General features: G+C 41.3%; 20 protein-coding genes, 1 tRNA gene and 1 pseudogene. 8 read left to right on the forward strand and 14 right to left on the reverse strand.

The window, feature by feature from the left end:
• Positions 1 to 35: 35 nt before the first annotated feature.
• Positions 36 to 734, forward strand: a complete 699-nt coding sequence (locus ABU615_RS01000; protein WP_370389017.1) for a class I SAM-dependent methyltransferase — start codon at positions 36 to 38, stop codon at positions 732 to 734.
• Positions 735 to 783: 49 nt separating this feature from the next.
• On the opposite strand, the gene ABU615_RS01005 is transcribed toward ABU615_RS01000, so the two are convergent.
• The 4 genes from ABU615_RS01005 to ABU615_RS01020 all read right to left on the reverse strand — a co-directional run bounded on the left by ABU615_RS01005 (position 784) and on the right by ABU615_RS01020 (position 5,458).
• Positions 784 to 2,172 (reverse strand): aspartate aminotransferase family protein, encoded by a 1,389-nt coding sequence (locus tag ABU615_RS01005; RefSeq protein WP_370389018.1) that lies wholly within the window; start codon positions 2,170 to 2,172, stop codon positions 784 to 786.
• 86 nt (positions 2,173 to 2,258) lie between these two features.
• Positions 2,259 to 3,593 (reverse strand): glutamine synthetase family protein, encoded by a 1,335-nt coding sequence (locus ABU615_RS01010; protein ID WP_100140144.1) that lies wholly within the window; start codon positions 3,591 to 3,593, stop codon positions 2,259 to 2,261.
• A gap of 8 nt (positions 3,594 to 3,601) precedes the next feature.
• A complete protein-coding gene (locus tag ABU615_RS01015) occupies positions 3,602 to 4,372 on the reverse strand; it encodes a gamma-glutamyl-gamma-aminobutyrate hydrolase family protein (RefSeq protein ID WP_370387993.1) in 771 nt (256 codons plus the stop codon).
• Positions 4,373 to 4,636: 264 nt separating this feature from the next.
• Entirely contained in the window at positions 4,637 to 5,458 is an 822-nt protein-coding gene (locus ABU615_RS01020; protein ID WP_100140146.1) for a pyruvate, water dikinase regulatory protein, read from the reverse strand.
• Between the two features lie 423 nt (positions 5,459 to 5,881).
• On the opposite strand from ABU615_RS01020, the gene ppsA reads away from it, so the two are divergent.
• A complete protein-coding gene (gene ppsA / locus ABU615_RS01025; RefSeq protein WP_370389019.1) occupies positions 5,882 to 8,269 on the forward strand; it encodes a phosphoenolpyruvate synthase in 2,388 nt (795 codons plus the stop codon).
• Positions 8,270 to 9,113: 844 nt separating this feature from the next.
• Here the strand turns inward: ppsA and ABU615_RS01030 are convergent.
• The 3 genes from ABU615_RS01030 to gpmI all read right to left on the reverse strand — a co-directional run bounded on the left by ABU615_RS01030 (position 9,114) and on the right by gpmI (position 13,655).
• Positions 9,114 to 10,697, reverse strand: a complete 1,584-nt coding sequence (locus ABU615_RS01030; RefSeq protein ID WP_267407996.1) for a S41 family peptidase — start codon at positions 10,695 to 10,697, stop codon at positions 9,114 to 9,116.
• Positions 10,698 to 10,833: 136 nt separating this feature from the next.
• Entirely contained in the window at positions 10,834 to 12,093 is a 1,260-nt protein-coding gene (locus ABU615_RS01035; RefSeq protein ID WP_267407995.1) for a murein hydrolase activator EnvC, read from the reverse strand.
• A 38-nt stretch (positions 12,094 to 12,131) separates the two neighbouring features.
• A complete protein-coding gene (gene gpmI, locus ABU615_RS01040) occupies positions 12,132 to 13,655 on the reverse strand; it encodes a 2,3-bisphosphoglycerate-independent phosphoglycerate mutase (RefSeq protein ID WP_370389020.1) in 1,524 nt (507 codons plus the stop codon).
• A 214-nt stretch (positions 13,656 to 13,869) separates the two neighbouring features.
• Here gpmI and ABU615_RS01045 point away from each other — a divergent pair, with 214 nt between their 5' ends.
• From ABU615_RS01045 to ABU615_RS01060, 4 genes are all read left to right on the forward strand, one after another.
• Positions 13,870 to 14,448, forward strand: a complete 579-nt coding sequence (locus ABU615_RS01045) for a YqgE/AlgH family protein (protein ID WP_100140246.1) — start codon at positions 13,870 to 13,872, stop codon at positions 14,446 to 14,448.
• Entirely contained in the window at positions 14,441 to 14,905 is a 465-nt protein-coding gene (gene ruvX, locus ABU615_RS01050; RefSeq protein WP_367488447.1) for a Holliday junction resolvase RuvX, read from the forward strand. The genes ABU615_RS01045 and ruvX overlap by 8 nt, the downstream gene beginning before the upstream one ends.
• Positions 14,906 to 15,151: 246 nt before the next feature.
• Positions 15,152 to 16,063, forward strand: a complete 912-nt coding sequence (gene argB, locus ABU615_RS01055) for an acetylglutamate kinase (protein WP_370389021.1) — start codon at positions 15,152 to 15,154, stop codon at positions 16,061 to 16,063.
• Between the two features lie 123 nt (positions 16,064 to 16,186).
• Positions 16,187 to 16,262, forward strand: a tRNA-Asn gene (locus tag ABU615_RS01060).
• Positions 16,263 to 16,317: 55 nt separating this feature from the next.
• On the opposite strand, the pseudogene ABU615_RS01065 reads toward ABU615_RS01060, so the two are convergent.
• A pseudogene (locus tag ABU615_RS01065) lies at positions 16,318 to 16,695 on the reverse strand (FKBP-type peptidyl-prolyl cis-trans isomerase); the annotation flags it as partial.
• 993 nt (positions 16,696 to 17,688) lie between these two features.
• Here ABU615_RS01065 and rho point away from each other — a divergent pair.
• Positions 17,689 to 18,951 (forward strand): transcription termination factor Rho, encoded by a 1,263-nt coding sequence (gene rho, locus ABU615_RS01070; protein WP_100140154.1) that lies wholly within the window; start codon positions 17,689 to 17,691, stop codon positions 18,949 to 18,951.
• Positions 18,952 to 19,136: 185 nt separating this feature from the next.
• Here the strand turns inward: rho and ABU615_RS01075 are convergent, their stop codons facing one another.
• Positions 19,137 to 19,874, reverse strand: a complete 738-nt coding sequence (locus tag ABU615_RS01075; protein WP_367488444.1) for a UDP-2,3-diacylglucosamine diphosphatase — start codon at positions 19,872 to 19,874, stop codon at positions 19,137 to 19,139.
• A gap of 20 nt (positions 19,875 to 19,894) precedes the next feature.
• Complete coding sequence (locus ABU615_RS01080) at positions 19,895 to 20,251, reverse strand: Spx/MgsR family RNA polymerase-binding regulatory protein (RefSeq protein WP_367488442.1); 357 nt, start codon at positions 20,249 to 20,251, stop codon at positions 19,895 to 19,897.
• A 181-nt stretch (positions 20,252 to 20,432) separates the two neighbouring features.
• Between ABU615_RS01080 and ABU615_RS01085 the strand changes: the two genes are divergently transcribed.
• Entirely contained in the window at positions 20,433 to 21,077 is a 645-nt protein-coding gene (locus ABU615_RS01085) for a hypothetical protein (RefSeq protein ID WP_370389022.1), read from the forward strand.
• Positions 21,078 to 21,267: 190 nt separating this feature from the next.
• Here ABU615_RS01085 and secF read toward each other — a convergent pair whose 3' ends face one another.
• The 4 genes from secF to radC form a co-directional block, all read right to left on the reverse strand.
• Positions 21,268 to 22,203: a protein translocase subunit SecF gene (secF, locus tag ABU615_RS01090; RefSeq protein ID WP_267390273.1), complete on the reverse strand. Its 936-nt coding sequence runs from the start codon at positions 22,201 to 22,203 to the stop codon at positions 21,268 to 21,270.
• Between the two features lie 6 nt (positions 22,204 to 22,209).
• On the reverse strand, positions 22,210 to 24,063 hold the full coding sequence (gene secD / locus ABU615_RS01095; protein ID WP_100140159.1) for a protein translocase subunit SecD: 1,854 nt from the start codon (positions 24,061 to 24,063) through the stop codon (positions 22,210 to 22,212).
• Positions 24,064 to 24,152: 89 nt separating this feature from the next.
• The gene (gene yajC / locus ABU615_RS01100) at positions 24,153 to 24,452 is read right to left on the reverse strand and encodes a preprotein translocase subunit YajC (RefSeq protein ID WP_100140160.1); all 300 of its coding nucleotides are present in this window, start codon (positions 24,450 to 24,452) and stop codon (positions 24,153 to 24,155) included.
• A gap of 125 nt (positions 24,453 to 24,577) precedes the next feature.
• Complete coding sequence (gene radC, locus ABU615_RS01105) at positions 24,578 to 25,252, reverse strand: DNA repair protein RadC (protein ID WP_100140161.1); 675 nt, start codon at positions 25,250 to 25,252, stop codon at positions 24,578 to 24,580.
• Positions 25,253 to 25,275 lie beyond the last annotated feature (23 nt).

The raw sequence follows: 25,275 nt of genomic DNA on the forward strand, positions 1-25,275 counted from the left end.
GGCATTGATTTAACATAAACACGATGGTGTGGTTAATGAGTTATCCGCAATTGACAGACTGGCTTACACAGCATGCTTTCGGTGCTTATCTGAGTAGCCTTGAACAACAGTTTATTCGGCAGAAATTGGCCGTGTTGCGTTTTGGTACCATTATGCAATGTGGGTTTTCGCACTGGCAATTCAAAGAGGTTTTTGCCGCTGAATCCGAATATCTGGTGCAGAACAATCATGCAGACGCCAATGTTGCGGTAGTGGCTGAAAATAATTTTTTACCATGGGCAGAACAAAGTGTAGACACTACTATATGGCCACATGGTCTGGATACGCTTTCCGCTCCGGATGAGACGATAGCTGAAATGGCGCGCATACTGGTACCTGGCGGTCATCTCATTCTGACTGGTCTGAATGTTAAGGGTTACTGGCGCTTATTTTATCAACGTGGCATCTCCATATCGTTACATTTGTTATCAGCCAGTGCAGCAGTAAAACGTATGCAGCGCTTCGGTCTCTTTTTGGAAGAAGGCCAGTTTATGGGCTATGGTATTCCTGCATGCTATGGAACAAACCATCATACAATAGAGTATATGGGTAATCGATGGTGGCCGCATTTGGCTGCTATATATGGTTTGGTACTGGTCAAGCGGACAATACCTTTAACTTTGACGCCGCAAAATACGAGTCTGATACTAAATCCCGTAAGCAATATGGCCATGAAAGGTATAGAATTAGATTGAAATAAAAAGACCTGAATTTATTCAGGTCTTATGTATATCCTGATAAATCTCAGGCAGCTTTGTCTGTATCTGTTTTCAGCTTTTTATCCATCATTTCTTCAAATTCACGCATGCACACAGACGCAATAGCGAGCATATTATCAATTTCCTTTTTGGAAATAATTAGTGGTGGTGCAGCGACCATATGATCACCACAGGCACGGAAAATCAGATTGTTTTTGAAAAAAATATCGCGACATATCAAACCTGTGTTGCCAAAATCGTCAAAAAGTTCTCGTGTTTCACGGTTTTTTACCAGCGTAAAACCACACATCAGTCCTTCACTGCGGATATCAGCTACATATTTGAATTTGCTGAAAGTCTCTTGCCAGCGTTTGCGCAGATAAGGGCCGGTTTTAGTACGTACCTTTTCAATTATGTTTTTTTTATCCAATATATTGAGGTTTTCGTACGCCACTGCAGCTGCGACGGGATGTCCACTGTAGGTAAAGCCATGGTTGAATTCTCCGCCTGCCAGCAGTCCTTCAGTTACTTTGTCATTAACCAAAACTGCGCCAATCGGCAAGTATCCTGATGACAGACCTTTGGCTGTGGTAAAGATATCCGGTGTAAAACCTAATGTTTCAAATCCAAACCAATTACCGGTACGGCCATAACCACAAATCACCTCGTCGGCTACCAGTAAAATGTTATATTTTTTACAAATCTCCTCTATTCTTGGCCAATAGGTAGCAGGCGGAATAATGACTCCTCCAGCTCCCTGAATCGGCTCACCGACGAAAGCTGCGATTTTATCTGCTCCTAAAGCCAGTATTTTTTCTTCCAGCCAGTTGGCAGCACGAATACCGAATTCTTCTTCACTTTCATTGTCATCGGCCAGACCGTAATACCAGGGTTGATCAATATGTACGATGTTGGCAATGGGTAAATCACCTTGCTCATGCATACTTTTCATGCCGCCAAGGCTGGCTCCGCCAAGTGTGGAACCATGGTAGCCATTCCAGCGCCCGATGATGATTTTTTTATTTGGCTGCCCCACTGACGACCAGTAATGGCGCACCATGCGGATCATGGTATCAATAGATTCAGAACCTGAATTGGTATAGAACACATGATTAAAATTATTTGGAGTGATTTCAACCAGTTTTTCGGATAATCTGATTACGGCCGGATGGGTGGTTTTGAAAAAAGTATTGTAAAACGGCAGCACTTCCATTTGTTTTTCAGCAATTTTGGCCAGTTTTTTCTGGCCGTAGCCAATGTTCACACACCACAAACCGGCCATGCCATCAATGATTTCATTGCCTTCGCTGTCATAAACATAAATTCCCTTTGCCTTTACCATCATGCGTACACCATGCTTTTTAAGCTGAGCATTATCTGAAAATGGGTGCAGATGATGTTTTACAGCGTGTTTGTTATCGGTTTTTTTTGTCATATCGATGCTCCTTTGAGAAAATAGGTATAACCTGTTTGTCATCCTGCCAGTAAAATTCAAACAGGCATAAAAGGTAATATTGTTGTTCACACATGTAATAACAAATATTTGCGCTCCCATGGGCTGATTACACGGAAATACTCTGATACTTCCTGTTCTTTTACTGCTATATACATTTCTACAAAACGCTGTCCAAGGATATCGTGAATGGGTTCACATTGACGCAAGCGTTCAATGGATTCTTCCAAAGTGGTTGGAAACTGATAAGGCAGGGAATAAGCATTACTGCTTAAAGGTGCACGCGGCTGTAGTTTTTCTTTAATACCCAGATAACCACAGGCCAGTGAGCAGGCTATGGCCAGATAAGGATTTACATCCACACCAGCGAGCCGGTTTTCAATGCGTCTGCCTTTGGCACTGGCACGTGGTACACGCAGGCCGACGGTGCGATTATCATATCCCCATTCAACATTGGTAGGCGCAGCTGTAAAACGGGTTAGGCGACGAAATGAGTTTACATATGGCGCAAAGAAAGGCATCGTTTGTGGCAGGTATTTCTGTAAGCCACCAATGAAATGGAAAAATAGCTCTGAAGGTGAACCATCATTATTGCTGAAAGCGTTATTGCCGGTTTCTACCTCGACCAGACTCTGGTGTATATGCATGGCGCTACCTGGTTCGCCTTCCATGGGTTTAGCCATAAATGTCGCATACATTTTGTGGTGAAAAGCAGACTCACGAACAGTTCGTTTAAATAGAAAAACCTGATCTGCCAAATCCATGGCGTGACCATGTAGGAAATTGATTTCCATCTGGGCAGCACCAATTTCATGAATCAGGGTATCTACTTCCAGATTCTGGTCATGACAATAGTCGTATATTTCTTCAAAAAGCGGATCAAATTCATTTACTGCATCCACGGCATAAGAGCGCCGGCCAAATTCACTGCGTCCGGTACGGCCAATTGGTGGCTGAAGCGGCACATCCGGATCAGGATTGGGTGAAATCAAATAAAACTCCATCTCCGGCGCCACAATAGGCTTCAGCTCCATATTTTCATACAGATTTAGAATGCGTCTGAGCACATTGCGTGGTGCGGTTTCTACCGGCAGACCGTCGGGGGAGAAACAATCGAATATTAGCGATGCTGTCGGATCTTGTGCCCAAGGCACAAAACGTAGGGTAGACGGGTCTGGCTTTAATTCCATATCTGCATCGGTTTCATCAAGCAGGCTAGATTGCGGATATTCACCGGTAACTGTTTGCAGTAGAACTGCTTCCGGTAGCCGCATATCAGGCTCAGATATGAATTTATCTTTGGGGATAATTTTACCGCGTGCCACACCTGTGATGTCCGGCAAAATGCATTCTACTTCAGTGATACCATGTTCTTTAAGCCAATTGAATATATCATCATACATAAGTCACCTTAAAATAATTCCTTTTGCTTATGCAATCTGTATTGCATACATGCTTCACGAAAAGCCTTAAAAATAGCAATAGAAAGCGGTTTCTGCCCATACAGCCATTCAGGATGCCATTGCACTGCGTAGCCGAATAGAGGTGCTGCATCAATCCTGAAAGCTTCAATCAGGCCGTCTGGGGCAGTTGCTTCAATGCTAAGCCCGGGTGCTAACGTTTTTACTCCTTGCTGATGTAATGAATTAACTGAATACTGCTGCTGATTTGTTGCCATCCATAACATTAACAGGCTGTCGTCTTGCAGATGAACTGGATGTGCGTCACCGTACTGCACCTCGATTGGTTGATTATCAGGTTCTCGATGGTCTAAAAAACCAGGGATTTCGTGTACATACTGATGCAGCGTGCCACCTAGTGCCACATTGATTTCCTGCAAACCGCGGCACACACCCAAAAGGGGAATGCCTTCATCAATCAGTTTCCGGATAAAGGGTAAAGTTGTATGATCACGTGCTTTATCGTGCAATGTGTTTTCGCGGGCGTTATCTCCGCCATACCAGCATGGTTCAATATTGGAATAGGATCCAGAGAGAAAAATGCCATCTACTAAAGGCAGCAAGCGTTGTAATGCATCTTGATCAGCCAGAGCTGGCAGCAAAATCACGTCGCCGACACTATTCTGTACAGCCTGAATATATTTATCGCCTACAGCGTGAAAATCCCATTTACCTATCTGCTTTACATCACACGGAATACCAATTACCGGACGCACTTGCATAAGTTAATCTCAAGATTTTAATAAATAAAAGAGTTTCTGATTCTGTATTGCATAATCCCACGCCACGCAAAAAATGGCAAGATTTCTTAAGTTAAAGTATTAAAGTGATAAGTTGTTAATTCCAGTTTTAAATAAATATTGCCAGTGAGCTGTTCTCACTAGCTCTTCGTTATTTTTGGCAGTACACATAAAAACATTTTAGTGTCCGATGAATGTAAAAAAGCCCTGAATAAATTCAGGGCTAACAAAATCTTTAAAATAGCTTTAGAAGCGGCGCTGTAATTTTGCAGCCAGCATAATACTGGCGGCCAGTTCTTCTATCGATTTATGTGTGGTATTGGTAAAGGGTATATTAAATCGGCGAAACATTTCTTCAGCTGTTGAGATTTCACGGCGGCAGTTATCACGGCTGGCATAACGGGAGTCCGGACGGCGTTCCGAACGGATATGGTGTAAACGGTCTGCTTCAATTGTCAAACCATATAGTTTTTGCCGAAATGGCTGCAACATTCTCGGCAACTCGCTGCTTTCTAAATCTTCAGGTATGAGAGGATAATTGGCGGCACGGATACCGTACTGCAACGCCAAATAAAGACATGTAGGAGTTTTGCCACTACGGGATACACCCATCAGAATGACATCTGCTTTCTGTAATTCGCGGTCAGTAATTCCGTCATCATGATTAAGCGCAAAATTAATTGCCTCCATACGCTTATCATAGCGTTCTGTATCATGCATGCCATGAGTACGCCCAATAGAGTGATTAGCTTCTGTAGCCAGTTCATCTTCAAGCTCTCCAATAAAGGCATCATAAAAACTCATGTGCATGCCAGCACTGGTTTTAATCAGTTTGCGTACATTTTCATCAACAATACTGGAAAATACCAACGGTCGTGCTTCACATTTGCTGGCAGCGGTATTAATCAGGGCAACAATTTCCTTTGCTTTTGCTTCGGTGTCTACAAACGGATAAGTAGCCCGTTTAAATTCTATATTGTCAAACTGATTCAGTAAGGCCAGCCCCATACTTTCAGCTGTGATTCCGGTGCGGTCAGATACAAAAAAAACTTGGCGAACTGGTTTCATAATTATTTACACAAATTTAATTTAAAAAGTCGGTAGATAAAAGCCGATGGTCAGATATTGTAAATGAAATTGGCTGAGGACAGCTGTTTTAGAATTAGCTTTTTTTCCACATTCAGCCCAAATAAAGTTAAATCAGACCGAACCTGCCAGAAATCAGCAATAAAATGCAGATTTAAATCAAAAATATCATAATTTTAGATTTATGTTGTTGAAAGGGTAATTAAAATGCAATATTTGTCCAAATAATTGATAATAGAATCAAAATATTTATTCATTCAACAGCTTGTGATTTACACACATTTGACCAAAGATAAACAATGCTCACATAAAGTAGATAAATAGCCAAAAATACATGACATTTTATACTTGAATAGTTAGAATAGGCCGTCTTCAACTTTCCCCACTCCACATTGGATAACCATCATGGCCGGTAATAACGTAATCTGGTTTGAAAATTTGCGCATGACCGACGTTGAAAGCGTCGGCGGCAAGAATGCTTCTCTTGGCGAGATGATTTCACAGCTCACCGAAAAAGGTGTGCGTGTTCCCGGTGGTTTTGCAACCACAGCAGAAGCCTACCGCAAATTTTTAGCCTACGAAGGTTTGAGTGAACGCATTAGCAGTGAACTCAAGGCGCTTGATGTCGATAATGTTGCCGAGCTGGCAAGAGTAGGTAAACAAATCCGTCAATGGATTATGGATACTCCTTTCCCGCCTGAGCTGGAAGCTGATTTACAGGCGGCATGGGAAAAAATGGTGGCTGATGCCGGTACAGATCAGATTTGTGTGGCTGTACGCTCATCCGCCACTGCAGAAGATTTACCTGATGCATCCTTTGCCGGACAACAGGAAACATTCTTAAATATTAGTGGTTATGATAATGTCAAAGAAGCTATGCACCACGTATTTGCTTCTTTGTATAATGATCGTGCCATTTCTTATCGTGTTCATAAGAATTTTGCCCACGACATCGTAGCTCTGTCTGCAGGGGTACAACGTATGGTGCGCTCTGATAAAGGCGCATCCGGCGTGATGTTTACTATGGATACTGAGTCTGGATTTGATCAGGTAGTATTTGTAACATCATCATATGGTCTGGGCGAAACCGTTGTACAGGGTGCCGTAAATCCAGATGAATTTTATGTGCACAAACCAACATTAAAAGCCGGTCGTCCTGCCATCTTGCGCAAAACCATGGGTTCTAAACTGATTAAAATGGTTTTCACAGAAGATGCACAGGCAGGCAAATCTGTACAGACTGTAGATGTAGAACCTGCTGAGCGGAAAAAATTCTCTATCAGTGCCGAAGAAATTACTGAGCTGGCACAATATGCACTGATTATTGAAGAACATTATGGTCGCCCAATGGATATTGAGTGGGGACGTGATGGTATTGACGGAAAACTGTATATTCTTCAGGCTCGCCCTGAAACCGTAAAATCTCAGGAAAATAATAGCCGCGTTTTGCGTCGTTATCAGATTAATGACAAATCTACCATTCTGGTAGAAGGCCGCGCTATTGGTCAGAAAGTAGGTCAGGGTAAAGTACGATTGGTTAAATCCGTTGATGAAATGGATAGAGTTTTACCAGGGGACGTGCTGGTTACTGATATGACCGACCCCGATTGGGAGCCCGTGATGAAACGTGCTTCAGCCATTATTACCAATCGTGGCGGACGTACTTGCCATGCTGCCATTATTGCGAGGGAGCTAGGTATCCCAGCCGTAGTCGGTTGCGGTAATGCGACTTCTGCATTGCAGGACGGTCAGGAAGTAACCGTATCCTGTGCTGAAGGTGACACTGGTTATGTTTATAAAGGCTTGCTGAAGGTAGATATTAATGAAATACCTTTAGATAATATGCCTGAATCACCTGCTAAAATCATGATGAACGTGGGTAATCCAGAGCTGGCGTTTAGCTTTTCAAACTTGCCGGGCTATGGTATCGGGCTGGCCCGTATGGAATTCATCATTAACCGTCAGATCGGTATTCACCCGCGTGCTCTGCTGGAATTTGACCAGCAGGATGAGCAGATGCAAGCTGAGATTACAGACCGCATAGCTGGATATTCCTCTCCGGTAGATTTTTATGTAGATAAAATTGCCGAAGGTGTAGCTACATTGGCTGCTTCAGTTTATCCGAAAAAAGTAATTGTGCGCATGTCTGACTTTAAGTCAAACGAATATGCCAATCTACTGGGCGGTAACAAATACGAACCTCACGAAGAAAATCCGATGCTGGGCTTCCGTGGTGCGGCCCGTTATGTATCAGAAGATTTCAAAGATTGTTTTGCGCTTGAATGTAAGGCACTCAAATACGTTCGTGATGAAATGGGCCTGACCAATGTCGAAATCATGATTCCGTTTGTACGTACTTTGAAAGAAGCGGAAAATGTAGTACGTGCATTGAAAGAAAATGGCTTGGAACGCGGTAAAAATGGTCTGCGTCTGATTATGATGTGTGAATTGCCTACCAATGCTGTACTGGCTGAACAATTCCTGAAATACTTCGATGGATTCTCTATCGGCTCTAATGATATGACCCAATTAACTTTGGGTGTGGATCGTGATAGTGGTGGTCCGATTGCAGGTACGTTTGATGAACGTGATCCTGCTGTTAAAGTGATGTTTAGTCTAGCTATTCAGGCTTGCCGTAAGTTAAACAAATACATTGGTATTTGTGGACAGGGACCATCAGACCATGCTGATTTCGCCAAGTGGCTCATTGAAGAAGGTATTGAAACGATTTCTCTCAATCCTGATACTGTGATTGAAACTTGGTTGTATTTAGCAAAAGAATTGAAAAAATAAGTTTTCAATTGATTGAATGCAAGGCCGCTAATTATCAGCGGCCTTTATCTTTATCTGTTCAAGCCGATACGGTATTTTAGGTATTTATAATTAAAGTACATATCATTAAATATTACATATTTATCCTGATTAATCCGGCTACATATCCTTGGACTAGGGCTTTACTATTTAACTGGAATTGGTAATTTAAATCGTATCAAGCAAGCATTGTATCTGTAAAAAAACTATTAGATTTCTATTTGAACTCATTGGTAAATTTATTTATTACTATCATTTTAATTTTTAAAATAAAAAGTATTAGCTTAATGCATATTAAATTAGAAATTTTAATAAAGCGGAAAACTGATTCTAAATTGCAATGAAAGTTTAAAAACTCAATTTTAGATGTAAGCGGGTTTAAAAATCCGGTTAATTATGATAATAACTATCTGTTTTGTAGATATAAAATAGATATATTTAAAGATAAATATTATTTATTCTTATTTTTGATCATTGTCAGGGTATTTAATATCAAATTGGTAGGAATAATTAATATATGATTAGAATACATTTAGGTTCTTAGTCTGAATATAAAAAAGTTGTAGAAAGGGTAACTATATTTAAATTTGCTAAAAGCCTGGTGATTTTATTGCGCATGAAGCAATTTAATCCATTGCTTTTATTATTGTCTAAATTTCCATAAGTTTTTATCTTAGGCTATATATTAGTTATTATTGATTTCTAAAAGCTATATTATGAATCAGAATGATAAAAGACAGATCTAGGTGAAGGTAATCTGCTTTTGGGTTTTACCTTTACATAAAAAAACAGATAGCTTATTGGCTATCTGTTTTGAAAGAAATTATTATTTTTTGTCCTTCTTGTCTTTATCCGCTGTTTTTGCAGGTTTTTTGGCTGCTAATCCCAATGACTGATTCCATTTGACCGGATCTTTGACTAAGTCCAATGCTGCTTTTAATTGAGCATCCTTGGCTGGATTGGGGTCTCGACGAGCAAGCCAGTCTTCTTCATCCTTTTTCTTTTTACTGTCTTTTGATGCGTCAGTATTTTTAGCGCCGCTATTTTTGGAGTTGTTGGTAATTGATGTATTGTCTTTGGCATCTTTAGTACTGTCTTTATCAGCAGTAGTATCATTTTCATGTAAGGCTGCTTCGCTAGCTGAAGCAGAAGACGTGGATTTTTTCTGTCCGCCCAATAGATCACCATTTACTTCTTTACCACCCAGCGGATTGCTCAAATGTCCACCCAAATCAGCCTCGCGGCTTTCGTATGTGCGGTTTTTATCTTTAACCTCTACATCGGGTACGATACCTTGTGCTTGTATGGAGCGGTCATTAGGGGTGTAGTACAAGGCTGTAGTCAGTTTAACAGCACCGCCGTTGGACAAAGGAATAACAGTCTGAACAGAGCCTTTGCCGAAACTCTGCGTACCAACAATTACAGCACGCTTGTAATCCTGCAAAGCGCCAGAAACGATTTCAGATGCAGAAGCAGTTCCTGAATTAACCAAAACCGTTACAGGAATGCTTTTAAGCTCATCCGTCAGATTAATGAGCGGATCGTTACCTTTAACCACATAATCTTTAGGAATCGTTCGTAAAACCATTCCTTCTTTTTTATCGCGGTTTTTAGTGCTGACTACTTTTACTCCAGGTTTTAGAAATACAGCGGAAACACCCACTGCACTGTTCAATAAACCGCCTGGATCGTCACGTAAATCTAATACCAAACCTTTTAGTGGTGCCTTATTCTGTTTGTTCAGTTCTTTAAGAGCATCAGCCAGCAAGCTGACCGTGTGTTCCTGAAACTGGGTAATGCGCACATAGCCGTAATTTGGTTCCAGTAATTTAAAGCGAACACTTTTTACTTTAATAATAGCGCGGGTGAGGTGTACTACAATGGGCTGAGTTTCATCTTTACGAGCCAGAGTCAGTGTGATACTGGTGCCTGGTTTACCTCTCATTTTTTTAACCGCTTCAGTGGCTGTCATGTTGCGTGTAGATTCATTGTCAATTTTAACAATGTAATCACCGCTTTTAATACCTGCACGATCGGCCGGTGTATCTTCAATAGGCGCAACAATTTTAATCAGTCCGTCTTCTGAACTGATTTCCATACCTAAACCACCAAATTCACCAGTAGTGCTTTCCTGTAGATCGGAATAATCTTTTACCGTTAAATATTCTGAGTGCGGGTCTAGGTTATTAACCATGCCTTTCATAGCACCTTCTAGAATCGTATCATCGGTTTTATTCTCAACATAATTGGCTTTTATTTGTCCATAAACTTCAGCCATTGTATGCAAAGATTGTACGGGTAATGCTTCGGATTTTTCATTGGCATAGCCCTGTATGCTCAGGGTTAGAATCACGCCACTGAAAGCGCCTAATGTATATAAAGCAGCTTTTTTAAATCGGGAATTAGCCATTATTTCTGTTTTTCTTTCTGATAGCGACAATGATTCAGGTCTAAAAAACCTGTTTGTAAGGGTGATTCATATATATTATTCAGGCCAAAGTTTACATCATAATGTAAGTACAGGTAATAGTGCGCTATATTCTATTTCAGCGCAGCCATGATAATGGGTTCATTGCCTGATTATGATAACGGATTTCAAAGTATAGTCCATTCTGGCCATCTGGTAATTTACCACTTATACCAATGTTTTGACCAGCGTCTATCGTATGATTGGCCGTGACTCCTATTGATGCTAAACCGGTGTAAATGCTGATATAGCCTTCACCATGATCGATAATAATTGTGTTGCCATATCCCTGTAAATAAGCTGCATAAGCTACGGTGCCACTGGCTATACTATGCACAACGGCGTTATTACAGGCAAAAAACAACCCTTTCCAGATACCGCCATTAGGTCTACTTTCACCAAATCTTCCAGCAATGGTACCGCTTACCGGTCGTGGAAGACGACCTTGTTTTTGAGCCAGGCCTTTGATTAATGGTGAATTAATGTTATCTGTAGCCTGTAATGCCATATCTTCAGCGGTTAATGTTGAAGATGATGTGTTGTGAACGGACTCTGTGCGTTTAACAGAGTTGGTAGATGTTTTGGGTGGCTGAGGTTTTTCTATTTTGCCTGAAATTTGTTTACTAGGTTTACTTGTTTGTGCCAGACGACGCATGGTTGCCTGTGCTGATAATCGGCTCAGCAAATTATTTAGACGCTTTTCAGCAGCCTTGAGTGATTGCAGCTGTTTATTTTGTACTGTTAATTGCTGACTTAATACTGTGGATTGACTTTGCTGACTTTGATGCCGTATTTGCAGTTTGTTAATCACTTGCTGCTGCTTCTGGCGTAATTTTGATAGCTCATTTTGCTGTTTTGCTACTGCCTGTTGCTGCTCACTCATACGCGTCTGTTGCTGCTGTAAACGTTGAATCACACGTTCGTTGGCCTCATTCAGATAGCGTATATATTGTAGTGAGCGGCCTTTTTTGTCTGTCGAATCCTGTTTGAGTAGCAGATATACACTGTTTGGTTGGCGATTACGATAATGAGCATTCAGTAAGCGTGCAATTTGAGTCTGTGTTTCGGCTATCTGTGTACGTGTTTTATCCAGACTGGTTTGCAGTGTTTCTAATTGACGCATACTGGTTTGTTGCTGTTGCCTGAGACGCCCCAATTCATTCCTAGCTTGATTTAGCTGCTGGCTGGTTGCTGCCATAGAGGCATCGATTTTTTTCTGCTCAACAGTCGTTTTGCTAATCTGATTCTGAGTAGCTGATATGGCCTGATGTACCTGTTTCAATTCGCTACCAGGTTGTATTTTTTGATTGCTGGCAGCTATGGCAACAGAAGTGGCCATACAATAACAGGTTAGAGAAAGACAGAGAAAAGTTTTCATCAGATGTGTGTAAATTCAATCAGATTGTGCCCCGTCATCTCTGATGGAGGGTTTAGACCGAGTACCGCTAACAAGGAAGGTGCCACATCTTTTAATGCTCCGCCGGTATGAATGGTGGCTTTTCGGCCAATATATATAAAAGGCACCGGTTCTACTGTATGCTGGGTATGTGGCTGTTGATTTTTTTTATCAAACATGTGCTCGCAGTTGCCATGGTCTGCGGTGATTATTACTTCACCGCCAGCAGCTAGGGTAGCTTCTACCACACGCGCAACACAGCTATCCAATGTTTCCACTGCTTTGACGGCAGCATCCAGCGAGCCTGTATGTCCAACCATGTCACCATTAGCAAAATTGCAAATAATGACGTCATGGCGATGATGTTGCAGACTGTCTATGATTTCTTCAGTGATCCCGACAGCACTCATTTCTGGTTGCAAATCATAGGTGGTGACTTTAGGAGAAGGAATCATAATGCGTTCTTCTCCTATATAAGGTTCTTCACGTCCGCCACTGAAAAAATAGGTTACATGAGGATATTTTTCAGTTTCGGCAATGCGCAGCTGGCTTAGTCCTTGTGCAGCCAGAAATTCACCTAGTCCATTACGCACAGATTGGCGGCCAAACATTACCGGATGAGGAAACTGCGCACCATAGGCTGTGATGCTGGCAAAATAGCCAGGCTGTACTGTGTGCTGACGTTGGAAACCGGTAAAATTTTCAAAGGTAAGCGCCTGAGTTAATTCACGCGCACGGTCGGCGCGGAAATTAAGAAACAGTATCGCATCGCCGTTTTTCAGTTCTGCATCAGGGCTCACTATTGTAGGTTTGACAAATTCATCCTGTTCACCACGTTCATAGGCTGCTTCAAGTGCAGAAATCGGTGAAACAGCATGATAGGGTGCATCACCAAATAAAGCATTGTAAGCTGCTTCGACTCTGTCCCAGCGATTGTCACGATCCATGGCATAAAAACGCCCGACTATGGCGCCGCATATTACCTGCGGATGCAGCTGCATATATTCTTGCAAACGCAATAAATAGGGATGTGCACTTTGGGGAGGTGTGTCACGTCCATCCAGAAACGGATGCACTACTATTTTTTGCATACCGGCTTCAATAGCCGCGTCTATTACTGCAAAAAAATGCTCAATGTGACTATGTACGCCCCCATCTGAAAACAGGCCAAGCAGATGCACGGTACGATTAGGGGTCTGCCATGCTTCTTGCAAAACAATGTTTTTTTCTAGGCTTTTATCTTCAATCGCCATATCAATACGGGTGATGTCCTGAGGGACAACTCGGCCGGCACCAATATTTAAGTGTCCTACTTCTGAATTACCAAACTGTCCTATGGGTAGACCAACCATGCGCTCAGATGCATCAATGGTGCCATAAGCGTAGTGCTGACGATAATTATCGATATGTGGTGTATGTGCCAGTAAAATAGCATTGTCATCACCATCGGCACGATGGCCGAAACCATCCAGAATTAAGAGAACGACAGGTTTGGTTAATGACACAATTGGCCTTTCTGTGATGGTGGGTTGTGTATTCTGACAAAAGTGCCAGTATTATCCAATAGAGTTTGGCTAAGAAGGATGGTATTAAACCAGCTTTAAAGTAAGATAGAATTATAGCTAAAAGCACTGGCTTGAGAAACAGCTGGACAGACCCAATTTAACGATAAATTAATTATATCTGGTTTGATTTTATTTTTTTATGGATATGCAAAATATGGCTGCTCAACGTGGCACTTCTTTCAGTTTTTCTCTGGCCAATCATTTTTTGATTGCAATGCCAGCAATGGAGGATCCTTTTTTTAAAGAAAGCGTGATTTATCTGTGTGAACATAGTGCCGATGGTGCCATGGGTATTATTGTAAATAAGCCGTCACCGATTATGATGGATTTGCTATTTGACTCTGCTAAAACCCCAACGCCGGAACGGTTCCATGGCCAAAATGTTCTTATGGGCGGCCCAGTTCAGGTAGACAGAGGCTTTCTGGTTCACACTCCGGCCGGTTCATGGGAAAGCAGTTTGATGGTCACTGATGATATTGCTATGACAACGTCTCGCGATATTATTATGGGGCTTACTCAGGAAAATGAGGTAGATAAGGCTGTGGCCACTATCGGTTATTCGAGCTGGTCGGCAGGGCAGTTGGAGCAGGAACTGGCTGATAATAGCTGGATTACTGCACCTGCAGATATGCAAATTTTGTTTGATATGCCCTATAAACAGCGTTATAAGGCCGCTTTGCAGTTGCTGAAAATTGATATTACCAATCTGAGCGGGCTGGCAGGACATGCTTAATTCGCTTTTATCTCCGTTAAGAAGTGGGACGGTTCTTGGTTTTGACTATGGAATAGCGCGAATTGGTGTAGCTGTAGGAGAGGCGGAATTGTCGACCGTACATCCGCTGGAAACTATTACGCTTATCAGCAATGAAGAACGATTTATACGTATTGCTTCTCTTATCAAAGAGTGGCAGCCAAAGGCTCTGGTTGTTGGATTGCCAACTCATGCTGATGGTGCTTCAGATGAGGCGACGGCACAATGCCGGCGTTTTGGTAACCGTTTGCATGGGCGTTTTCAATTATCCGTATATTGGGTAGATGAGCGCTGGACATCAGCCGTGGCTGATAGTTTGCTCAGTGAAGCTGGTATTTTTGGAAAAAAACGTAAGCAGGTTTTAGATCAAGTGGCTGCACAGGCTATTTTGACAACGTTTTTCAGTTCCGGCGCTTGTAAAGCCAAATTGGTTGAATAGGTGAGGTTCTGATACATTTTTTTATTACAAATTTATTCCAATATTAGAGTTTCTTCAGAAAACGCACTTCTGAATTTTCTTTTCTTTCATTTTTTGTTAATCATCTACTTAGCTGGCGAAAAATGCCGGTATATTCTCTGTCGTGAATATACAGCAGTTCACATTATTTGGTTTTATTTTTGCGAAACCGGGGATAAACTTAACCTCAGTAAATAGAGAAACAGTTTAATCAGACTAGGACGCATAATGAGCACAGATAGCAGTATCAGCTTAGATAAAATGGAGGCCAGCACTAAAGCCAATATTCTTGCCGAGGCTTTACCTTATATTAGACGCTTTTCCGGCGTAACCATGGTAATCAAATACGGTGGTAATGCCATGACAGATCCCCAACTGAAAGAAAGTTTTGCCAAAGATGTAGTTTTACTGAAACTGGTAGGAATCCATCCAGTAATTGTTCATGGGGGAGGCCCACAAATTAATGATTTACTTCAAAAAATAGGCAAAGATAATCAGTTCATTCAGGGTTTGCGGGTGACAGATCACGAAACCATGAATATTGTTGAAATGGTACTTGGTGGTTGTGTAAATAAGGAAATTACTTCTCTTTTAAATCAGCATGGCGGACATGCAGTAGGTATTACAGGACGGGATAACCATTTTATCAAAGCTAGAAAACTATATGTCTCTACCCCTGAAAACGCCCGACAGGATATCGGGCAGGTTGGAGAAGTAGAGTCTATTGATACTGCGCTGATAGAGGAAATGGTCGAACACGGCTATATACCTGTAGTGGCACCGGTAGGGGTAGGTGAGCAGGGCGAAGCTTTTAACATTAATGCAGATGTGGTGGCAGGCAAATTGGCAGAAAGCCTGCAAGCAGAAAAGCTGATTATGCTGACTAATACCATAGGTGTACTGGATAAAAATCAACAGTTATTAAGCCGTTTAACACCGGCAGATATTAATGCATTAATCGCGGATGGTACCTTACAAAATGGTATGTTACCCAAAATCAATGCGACCTTGCAGGCTGCAATGCATGGCGTGCACAACACACACATTATCGACGGACGTGTGCCACATGCACTGCTGCTGGAGATATTCACCGACAAAGGTGTGGGTACTATGATTCTTGGTCAGAATGAGCAGGCTTAATAGTGCTAATTTAGGTGCCGACAATATTTAATTGTTGTGTAATTAAATATTTAATTTTTTTTATTGGTATAATTGTTCAAAAAGCTTGACACTAAAATTACAAACGCTATAATTTCGCCTCATTCCCTGATAGCTCAGTCGGTAGAGCGACGGACTGTTAATCCGCAGGTCCCAGGTTCGAGCCCTGGTCAGGGAGCCAGTTTAAAAAAGCACTCATTTATTTGAGTGCTTTTTTCATTGTGTACGTTTATCTGTTATTCGCCAACTTTAATCAGTTTCACATTGAAGATTAAAACACTGTTAGGTGGAATAGCGCTTGTCGGGCTTTGTTCTCCATAAGCAAGATTTGCCGGGATATAAAATGTGTAGTCACTGCCTTCTGACATCAGCTGCAGACCTTCAGTCCATCCAGGTATGACGCCGTTAAGTGGGAAAGTGGCTGGCTGATTATTACGCTGTGCTGTGCTATCAAATACTGTGCCATCGATCAAGCGCCCTTCATACTGAACAGTTACCATATCGCTTGCTTTCGGCTTTTTACCACTACCTTCATGATTGACTTTATATTGCAAGCCAGAAGCAGTAGTAGTAACCCCAGGTGCAGTTTTATTTTTGGCCAGAAACTCATCTCCAGCTAATTGAGGGTTACGGGTGGCTGATGTGGCTGAAGAAGCAGCTACCGGCTCACTACTATTATTTTTAAAACCGTTGTCCGCAAAGTTGCAGGCTGATACAGCCAGCAAAGTTGTGATACCCATAATAGTTAAAGACAAGCTTTTCATAATTTCTCTTTAAATGTTGAAGGAAAAGCAATTATAGCCAGCCATCCACAAAAAATAAATTTACTCATCAAGCCTCGAAATTTTAAATACAAAAGTAGAAGTTGTAGGTAATATTTTATTGTGATGAATTTGCTTATTTGAATAAATATCAGTTTAAAACTAACGCATTTCTTTTTTTCAAAACTTACGAAATAGAATTATCTGTGTGAAAATGCAGACACTGTTTAGCTGAAAATATTGTTCTTTTTAATAACGTATCAATAGATCATTACAATTTTCTTTTTATTAAATTCACACTCGTTTATCTGTTCTCAAGTACAGAAAATTGATAACTGTTGTCTTTGCGAGACCATATGCTTTTATTTACACTTATGTACCTAAATTAATATTAGAGCAAATATAACTTCCGAATATCTATAAATCGTTAAAACAAAATTGTTAATATAACAAGAAAAAAATTATATTAACCAGAATTATGGCAGCTTTGAAGTGTAAGCATGCGAAATGGAAAGAGAAAAATATGGATTTGGGATTGCTTCGCGACTGAATGATGTCAGTTCAGCATTTTGCAGGTATTCTTACCAGTAGTGTTAATTGAATATTGATAATGGCTTGACATCATGAGAGCATGCGGAATAGAATTGTAACTTATAAGAAGAGGTCAATTCTAAATCTATGTTTAATGTTTGCTGTGGCAAAGTTAAACCAAATCGACTTTCAATAAAATACCCTTACCTTTCTTTTGCATACACCCATGCATTTAAGGCTTGGTAACAGGAATTATTATGAGTTTACGGACTCATCTTATCTTAAATTCTAATAAATAAGTTCATTTAAATCTTTATGCACGTTTCTGAATTACAAAACTTACATGTGTCTGAGTTACTGGGCATAGCTGATGAATTTGGCATTGAAAATGCCAACCGTTTGCGTAAACAAGATCTTGTTTTTGCGATTGTACGCATCAAAATGAAGCAGGGAGAAGCTTTTACCTGCTCTGGTACTCTGGAAATTCTTCCTGATGGCTTCGGTTTTCTGCGCAGTATGGACACATCTTATCTGGCTGGGCCGGATGACATCTATGTCAGCCCCAGTCAGATTCGACGTTTCAATCTGCATACCGGTGATACGATTGAAGGCAGTGTACGTGTACCTAAAGATAACGAACGTTATTTTGCATTGGTGCGACTGGATAAAATCAATGGTGATGACCCAGAGGTATGCAAGCATAAAATCCTATTTGAAAATCTTACGCCATTATTTCCGGATCGTCAGTTTGTATTAGAACGTGATATCCGCTCAGGAGAAAATCTGACCGGCCGTGCTATAGACCTGATTGCTCCCATTGGCTTCGGCCAACGTGCTTTACTAGTAGCACCGCCGAAATCTGGTAAAACCGTAATGTTGCAAAATATTGCCCATGCAATTACAGCTAATTATCCAGATGCAGAGCTGCTTGTTTTGCTGATTGATGAACGTCCGGAAGAAGTAACCGAAATGACGCGCTCCGTACGTGGGGAAGTGGTTTCTTCTACCTTTGATGAGCCAGCTACCCGCCATGTACAAGTAGCGGAAATGGTGATTGAAAAAGCTAAGCGTTTGGTAGAGCATAAAAAAGATGTAATTATTCTGCTGGATTCAATTACTCGTTTGGCACGAGCTTATAACACTGTAATACCAGCTTCAGGCAAGATTTTGACTGGTGGTATTGATGCCAATGCATTGCATCGCCCTAAACGATTTTTTGGTGCCGCACGTAATGTGGAAGAAGGCGGTTCATTAACGATTATTGCCACTGCTTTGGTTGAAACCGGTAGTCGCATGGATGATGTAATTTACGAAGAATTCAAAGGTACGGGTAATATGGAATTGCATCTGGACAGACGTATGGCAGAAAAACGTCTATTCCCAGCCATCAACATCAATCGTTCTGGAACGCGTCGTGAAGAACTGCTGGTATCAAATGAACATTTGCAAAAAATGTGGCTGCTACGCAAGTTTTTGCATCCAATGGATGATATTGAAGCTACCGAATTCATCATTGATAAATTGAAACAGTCCAAAAATAATGCAGACTTTTTTGATTTAATGCGTGGTAGTAAATAGTCAAATAATACCTTACTAAGCTGTGTTTTGATCTGTAAACACGGCTTTTTTTATTTATGATATTTAAATATTGATTAAAAAGCCATACTGATAAATACAGTATGGCTTTTTAATATCAGACTGAACAATATTTCAACAGTAAATGATCTGATAATTATAAATGCATAAAATCGTGTTGGAACTACTTAAAGTTTAAGTTCATGTACATGAACACCATTAGCATCGACAGCGAGATAGCCTCCATAATTTTCAGCCCAGTCTTGTATAACATAACGTTTGAATAACTGATTATTCAGTTTAGATTCATGTACGGCAGGACGGTGAGTGTGGCCATGAATCAGCGTTGGTAAGGTATCTTGAGCATGGTTTTCCATTAGTTGTTGGATGGCACCTTCAGTGACATCAGAGATTTCACTTTTACCTTCATTATTTTTACGTGTCTCACTCATTTGACGAATTTGTCCGGCCAGTAATCTCCGTTCTGCTATGGGTTTACTTAATACGGCCATCTGCCATAATGGATTACGTGACTGCATACGAAATTGCTGATAGGCTACATCATCGGTACATAGCTCATCTCCATGCATGATAATATAATCATGACCATAAAGATTAATTTGTTGTGGTGCATTTAATAGCTGGATACCGCTTTCAGCGGAAAATTTTTCTCCCAGCAGAAAATCACGATTGCCATGAATAAAATAAATCGGCGTGCTGGCAGTAAATTCTTTCAGCTCTTTTTTGATGGTGCGGATAAAATCACTGTCATCATCATCGCCAATCCATACATCGAAAAAATCTCCCAGAATATATAAGGCATCAATATTTCCCTGCCATTGTTGTAAACAGCGCTGAAAAAGTTTATTTAATGGCGGAGTTTGTTCTGATAAATGTAAGTCTGAAATAAAAATAGTGGTGTTCATGGTTTGTCGATTTAATAATATCAGGCTAAAAATTCAGTGTACTTTGCTGCGTCGAAGCCAACAAGTACGCGTTGTTTATTATTTATTAATACAGGACGCTTGATTACTGAAGGTTGATTCATCATCAGCTGTATGGCCGCTTCATTGCTGCAGAGTGCATCCTGCTGATCGATGGCACTTAATTTACGCCAAGTGGTACCTTTACGATTAACAAGGGTTTCTTTAGGTATTTGTGTCAGCCAAAATTGGATATCTGAAGCTGTGGGAGGTGTTTTTTTGAAATCGATAAATTCAGCATCAATTTCATGCTCTTGTAGCCACTGACGCGCTTTTTTTACCGTATTACATTGGCTGATACCATATATCCGAATACTCATAATTAAGACCATGTAAATGTACAGACGAATATTATACCGGTTTGCTCTGACGAGCTTAAGTGTTGGTTTGTTGCATGCAGATTGTTTTTAAACTCACGATATAGAGTCTGCATTGCTAATCTGGCATATTGGCAGTATGCTTAAATCAGTGCAAAAATATTATTTTATGAGGAAAGACGGTATGAAAAAAATCAGTTTATTATTTGCCGCCAGCCTGCTACTGGCCGCCTGTAGTGGCAGACAAGAGGCGAGTAATAGTAATTTTACAGATGCAATTAATGAATTTGGCAAAAATGATAAGGTATGTCTGGCGGTAAATTTGGTATTAGACAACGCTCAGGGTGGAATTAATAATATGATTACTCTGGGAAATAAGGAAATTCGGATTGCCAGAAAAAACAGTGATGGAGAGAAAGTCAATAAAACAGCCCTGAAACAAATGGATATTCTGGCAGATGCAGATTTATACGAACAAGGGAAAGATGTCACATTAACTGTAAATGGTGGACCAGATATTCCACAGGCAGTGTATTACCGGACCAGCAAGGGTGAAGCTAATGTGCTCAACAGTGCTCAGGGTAGTCTGCTTTGCCTTGGTACACAAAAGGTAGATAAAATTGTGCTCTTTACTGAACCCACACCAGCCAATGGTATGACTATTTCCAAGGTGATTTATGATGCCAAGTTGGTTCCGGAAAAATGGGCTGAAAATCTGATTAAAACCACTGATGAAAACTGGTGGAAATCTTTACAGGAACCACAACGGCGTGCTGCGGTTTTAGTCTTGACTGATAAAGGTTGGAAGGATGAACGTGCACTACATTGATTGTAATAAAATCAATAGAATGCAAATGGATTTTCACTGATTAATTGTTTGAAAAGTTAGATAATTGGTTATCTGGCATTACGCATATAGATTAAATTTTGGTTTGGCACTTACGGATATTAAAAATCTCCAGATTTTTATTTAATCTGGAGATTTTTACACGATAATAACAATGGTAGTTGTTTAGTACTTATACTACGGCTTCTTCTTTACGTTTAGGTGGTTTAACCAGATTTTGTCGGTTCAAACCAAACATCAGCAGTAACGGACTGGCTACCAGTACTGAAGAATAGATACCAAATACAATGCCAATAGTTAAGGCCATGGCAAATCCATGCAGTGCCGCTCCGCCAAAAACGAGCATGGAAATAACCATCGCTTCGGTAGAACCATGCGTAATAACTGTCCGGCTCATGGTGGCGGTAATAGCATTATCAATGATTGCCGGTACACTTTTGCCGCGCATATGGGGTTTGCGAAAGTTTTCGCGGATACGGTCGAATACCACTACTGATTCGTTCACTGAATAACCAAGCACAGCCAGAACACCTGCTAGTACAGTAAGTGAAAATTCCCAGCGAAATAAAGCGAAACAACCCAGAATAATAACCACGTCGTGCATATTAGCAATGATGGCGGATACGGCAAAACGCCATTCAAAGCGCATGGATAAATAGATAATGATGCCTAGAACAACCATACCCAGAGCAAGCAGCCCATGTGTTACCAGCTCTTCACCTACCTGTGGGCCGATAAATTCAACCTGTCGTAAGCTTACGCCTTCCTGATGCTGTTTAAGCAGATCCATTACCTGATTAGATAACTGAGCGGAGGACATATTAGCTTTGTTGGGTAAGCGAATCATAAGTTGTTTATTGGTACCAAGCGCCTGTACCTGAACTTCACCCAGTTTTAGTCCGTCCAGCTCAGTGCGAATCTTGTTTAAATCCGCACTCTGCTGAAACTCCACTTCCATTACGGTACCGCCAGTGAACTCAACTGAAAAGTTCAATCCGCGTGTTACCAGAAAAAAAACAGCCAGAATAAAAGTAATTAGTGATATCGCCGTTGTTAGCTTGCCATAGCTCATAAACGGAATGTCACGTTTGATTTTGAAAAATTCCATAATTATTTAAGCCTTGTTTTTACTGGTAGGGGCATTATCAGCAATCCAGATGTGGCCGATGGATAGGGTTTTTAATTTACGTTTGCGGCCGTACCATAGATTTACAATGGCACGTGAAACTACCACAGAGGAATACATTGAAGTCAGAATCCCCAGACAGTGCACTACAGCAAACCCACGTATGGGGCCGGAACCAAAAATCAACAGAGCCAGACCAGCAATCAGTGAAGTGATGTTTGAGTCTACAATTGTGTGCCATGCATGATCATAACCGGCATTGATTGATATCTGCGGTGTATTTCCATGGCGCAATTCTTCTCGAATACGCTCATTAATTAATACATTCGAGTCAATTGCCATACCAAGTGTCAGGGCGATAGCGGCGATGCCCGGCAGGGTAAGTGTGGCTTGCATTGCAGACAGAATAGCAATCAGAAACAGCAGATTACAAGAAAGGGCAATCACTGAAAACAGGCCAAACATGCGATAGTAGAGCATCATGAATACTGCAACTACTACAAAACCCCATAATGTAGAGTGAAATCCCTTGCTGATGTTTTCTTTACCCAGTGACGGACCAATGGTACGTTCTTCGATAATTTTCATTGGCGCAGCCAGAGAACCAGCACGCAGCAGCAGGGCAGTATCATTGGCTTCGGCTATGCTCATGTTGCCTGAAATAATAGTTTTGCCACCCGGAATAGGTTCATTAATTACCGGTGCAGTAATAACTTCGGCTTTACCTTGATCAATAAGTACCATGGCCATGCGCTTACCAACATTATTTCGGGTAAGGTCTGCGAAAATGCTTGCACCGGTACTGTCAAAGTTCACACTGACTCCGGGTTGCCCTCTGTCATTGAAACTAGCTTGTGCATCATTAATGTTATCGCCAGTTAGTTCAACCTGCTTGCTCACCAATGTGGGTGCACCATTACCAGCAGAAGGTAATAGTTCATAACCATCCGGATTGTGTCCTTGAAGTGCCTGCTGATAAAGATTTGGATCGTCACTCACCATACGCACTTGCAGGGTGGCGGTACGGCCAATGATATCTTTGGCTTTAGCTGTATCTTGTACACCTGGTAACTGTACGACAATTCGGTCAGGGCCTGCCTGCTGAATGACAGGTTCTGCCACGCCTAGCTCGTTAACACGGTTGTGAAGGGTATTGATGTTTTGGGTCACTGCATCAGTGCGGATTCTAGCCAGCGCAGTATTGCTCAGACTGACGATTAGACGGTCACCGTTTTGAGTAAGTGTGGCATCGTTGAGATATTTTTTCAGACCAGATGTTGCATTGTTGGCGTCACTGGTTGATTGAAAAGGGATGGTCAGTGTTTGTCCGTTTTTAACAATATTGCCGCTGCGAATTTGTAGTTTACGCAGTTGACGACGAATATCACCGGCATAGCTGTCTAAGGTCTTGTCTACGGCTGATTCCATATCTACCTGCATGGTAAAGTGCACACCGCCGCGCAAGTCTAGCCCTAGAAACATAGGCTTGGCGTGAATTTTTTCCATCCATTCAGGCGTGTTGGCCAGCAGATTTAAAGCCACTATATAGCCATCTCCAAATTGAGAGGCAATGGCATCACGTGCTTTAAGCTGAGTTTCTGTATCGCTGAAACGAACTTTTAGACTACCATCGGTAATAAACATACCCTGATGCTGTATATGTGCAGCTGCCAGTGCTTGTTTAACCGTGTTTTCAGTCTGCTCGTTAATTGTAATAGCTTGACGGTTGGTAGAGATTTGTACTGCTGGTATCTCGCCGAAAAAGTTTGGTATGGTATAGAGCAGCCCCAAAACTATGGTGACGATGATAAGCAGATATTTCCATAAAGGATAACGATTCATATTTGCTGCCTTACTTGCAGACTGTTGTTTTTCAATATAAGTAAAGAAAATAAAGGCCGCAACTGAAACGTTGCGGCAGATAACAGGCTTTATTCTGGTGCCTTGCCACTGATGGCATTGCGCTCAAATTCAACTTCTACTTTCGGTGCGATTTCAATGGTGAAGTATTGATCGTTTACTTTAGTAATTTTGCCGACCATTCCAGCCAGTGTAACTACTTTATCGCCTTTTTTCAGCTCAGTTAACATCTGCTGATGTTTTTTATGTTTGCTTTGCTGCGGACGAATAATCAGAAAATAAAATACAACTAGAATTAATAAGAGAGGTAAAAACTGCATCAGGCTACTTTGTGTACCGGCAGTGTTGGCAGCATAAGCAAAATCAATCATGGGCTTACTCCGTGTGATTCAGGTAAATAACACTATTAAACCCGTTATTGTAATCTGCAATGATGATTTTATCCAGTTTTGTACAATGTATTGTCTGAATCTTTAGATTCATATGCTTATGCTGGTTACAGCAGGTCTAATACTGCCATGGATGTGGTTTTTTCTGCAGTGACGATAAAATGGTCGAGCAAGCGGATATCCAAAAGGTTAAGTGCTGCTTTAATCTGACGAGTAAGCTGGATATCTCCTGAAGAAGGCATAGTTGATTGGCCAGGGTGATTATGTGCCAGAATAATTGATACTGCATGGTGGCTCAAGGCAGCAGCAGCTACTTCGCGCGTATATACTCTGGCTTCATTGATGGTACCCCGGGCAAGCTCAATGGTATGCATTAGCTCATTGCGCTGGTTTAGTAGTAAGGCCACGCAAACTTCTACTTTTTCATGCCCTATAAGCAAACGTAGAAAATCTGCGACTGTTTCAGGCTGGGTGAAAACCGGACGGCAATGTATTTCTTCTGCCAGCATGCGTCGGCTGATTTCACGAATAACAGCAAATTGGGTATAACTGGCCACACCCATGCCATGGTACTGACAAATTTGCTGACAGTCTGCCTCAAGTAAAGCACGCAGGCTGCCTGTTTTGGCAATTAGCTCTCGTGCCAAATCAACGGCACTTTTCCCCCTCGTTCCTGTACGCAATAATATAGCCAATAATTCTGTATCGCTGAGTGCACTGGCACCCTGCTTGAGCAGTTTTTCCCTTGGACGATCGTGTTTAGGCCAGTGTTTGATACTCATTTTTTACGATTATGTCATTTAAA

Origin of the sequence: Snodgrassella alvi (assembly GCF_040741455.2) — a bacterium.
GTDB classification, from domain to species: Bacteria; Pseudomonadota; Gammaproteobacteria; order Burkholderiales; family Neisseriaceae; genus Snodgrassella; species Snodgrassella alvi_E.

Bases quoted from the DNA above. Each gene is read 5' to 3' on its own strand.
- ABU615_RS01085 (WP_370389022.1), top strand. From the start codon at position 20,433: ATGAAAAAAATCAGTTTATTATTTGCCGCCAGCCTGCTACTGGCCGCC.
- ABU615_RS01020 (WP_100140146.1), bottom strand. From the start codon at position 5,458: ATGAAACCAGTTCGCCAAGTTTTTTTTGTATCTGACCGCACCGGAATC.
- ABU615_RS01005 (WP_370389018.1), bottom strand. From the start codon at position 2,172: ATGACAAAAAAAACCGATAACAAACACGCTGTAAAACATCATCTGCAC.
- ppsA (WP_370389019.1), top strand. From the start codon at position 5,882: ATGGCCGGTAATAACGTAATCTGGTTTGAAAATTTGCGCATGACCGAC.
- ABU615_RS01045 (WP_100140246.1), top strand. From the start codon at position 13,870: ATGGCTGCTCAACGTGGCACTTCTTTCAGTTTTTCTCTGGCCAATCAT.
- ruvX (WP_367488447.1), top strand. From the start codon at position 14,441: ATGCTTAATTCGCTTTTATCTCCGTTAAGAAGTGGGACGGTTCTTGGT.
- ABU615_RS01030 (WP_267407996.1), bottom strand. From the start codon at position 10,697: ATGGCTAATTCCCGATTTAAAAAAGCTGCTTTATATACATTAGGCGCT.
- rho (WP_100140154.1), top strand. From the start codon at position 17,689: ATGCACGTTTCTGAATTACAAAACTTACATGTGTCTGAGTTACTGGGC.
- radC (WP_100140161.1), bottom strand. From the start codon at position 25,252: ATGAGTATCAAACACTGGCCTAAACACGATCGTCCAAGGGAAAAACTG.
- ABU615_RS01000 (WP_370389017.1), top strand. From the start codon at position 36: ATGAGTTATCCGCAATTGACAGACTGGCTTACACAGCATGCTTTCGGT.
- ABU615_RS01075 (WP_367488444.1), bottom strand. From the start codon at position 19,874: ATGAACACCACTATTTTTATTTCAGACTTACATTTATCAGAACAAACT.
- secD (WP_100140159.1), bottom strand. From the start codon at position 24,063: ATGAATCGTTATCCTTTATGGAAATATCTGCTTATCATCGTCACCATA.
- ABU615_RS01035 (WP_267407995.1), bottom strand. From the start codon at position 12,093: ATGGCCACTTCTGTTGCCATAGCTGCCAGCAATCAAAAAATACAACCT.
- ABU615_RS01080 (WP_367488442.1), bottom strand. From the start codon at position 20,251: ATGAGTATTCGGATATATGGTATCAGCCAATGTAATACGGTAAAAAAA.
- ABU615_RS01015 (WP_370387993.1), bottom strand. From the start codon at position 4,372: ATGCAAGTGCGTCCGGTAATTGGTATTCCGTGTGATGTAAAGCAGATA.
- yajC (WP_100140160.1), bottom strand. From the start codon at position 24,452: ATGATTGATTTTGCTTATGCTGCCAACACTGCCGGTACACAAAGTAGC.
- ABU615_RS01010 (WP_100140144.1), bottom strand. From the start codon at position 3,593: ATGTATGATGATATATTCAATTGGCTTAAAGAACATGGTATCACTGAA.
- argB (WP_370389021.1), top strand. From the start codon at position 15,152: ATGAGCACAGATAGCAGTATCAGCTTAGATAAAATGGAGGCCAGCACT.
- secF (WP_267390273.1), bottom strand. From the start codon at position 22,203: ATGGAATTTTTCAAAATCAAACGTGACATTCCGTTTATGAGCTATGGC.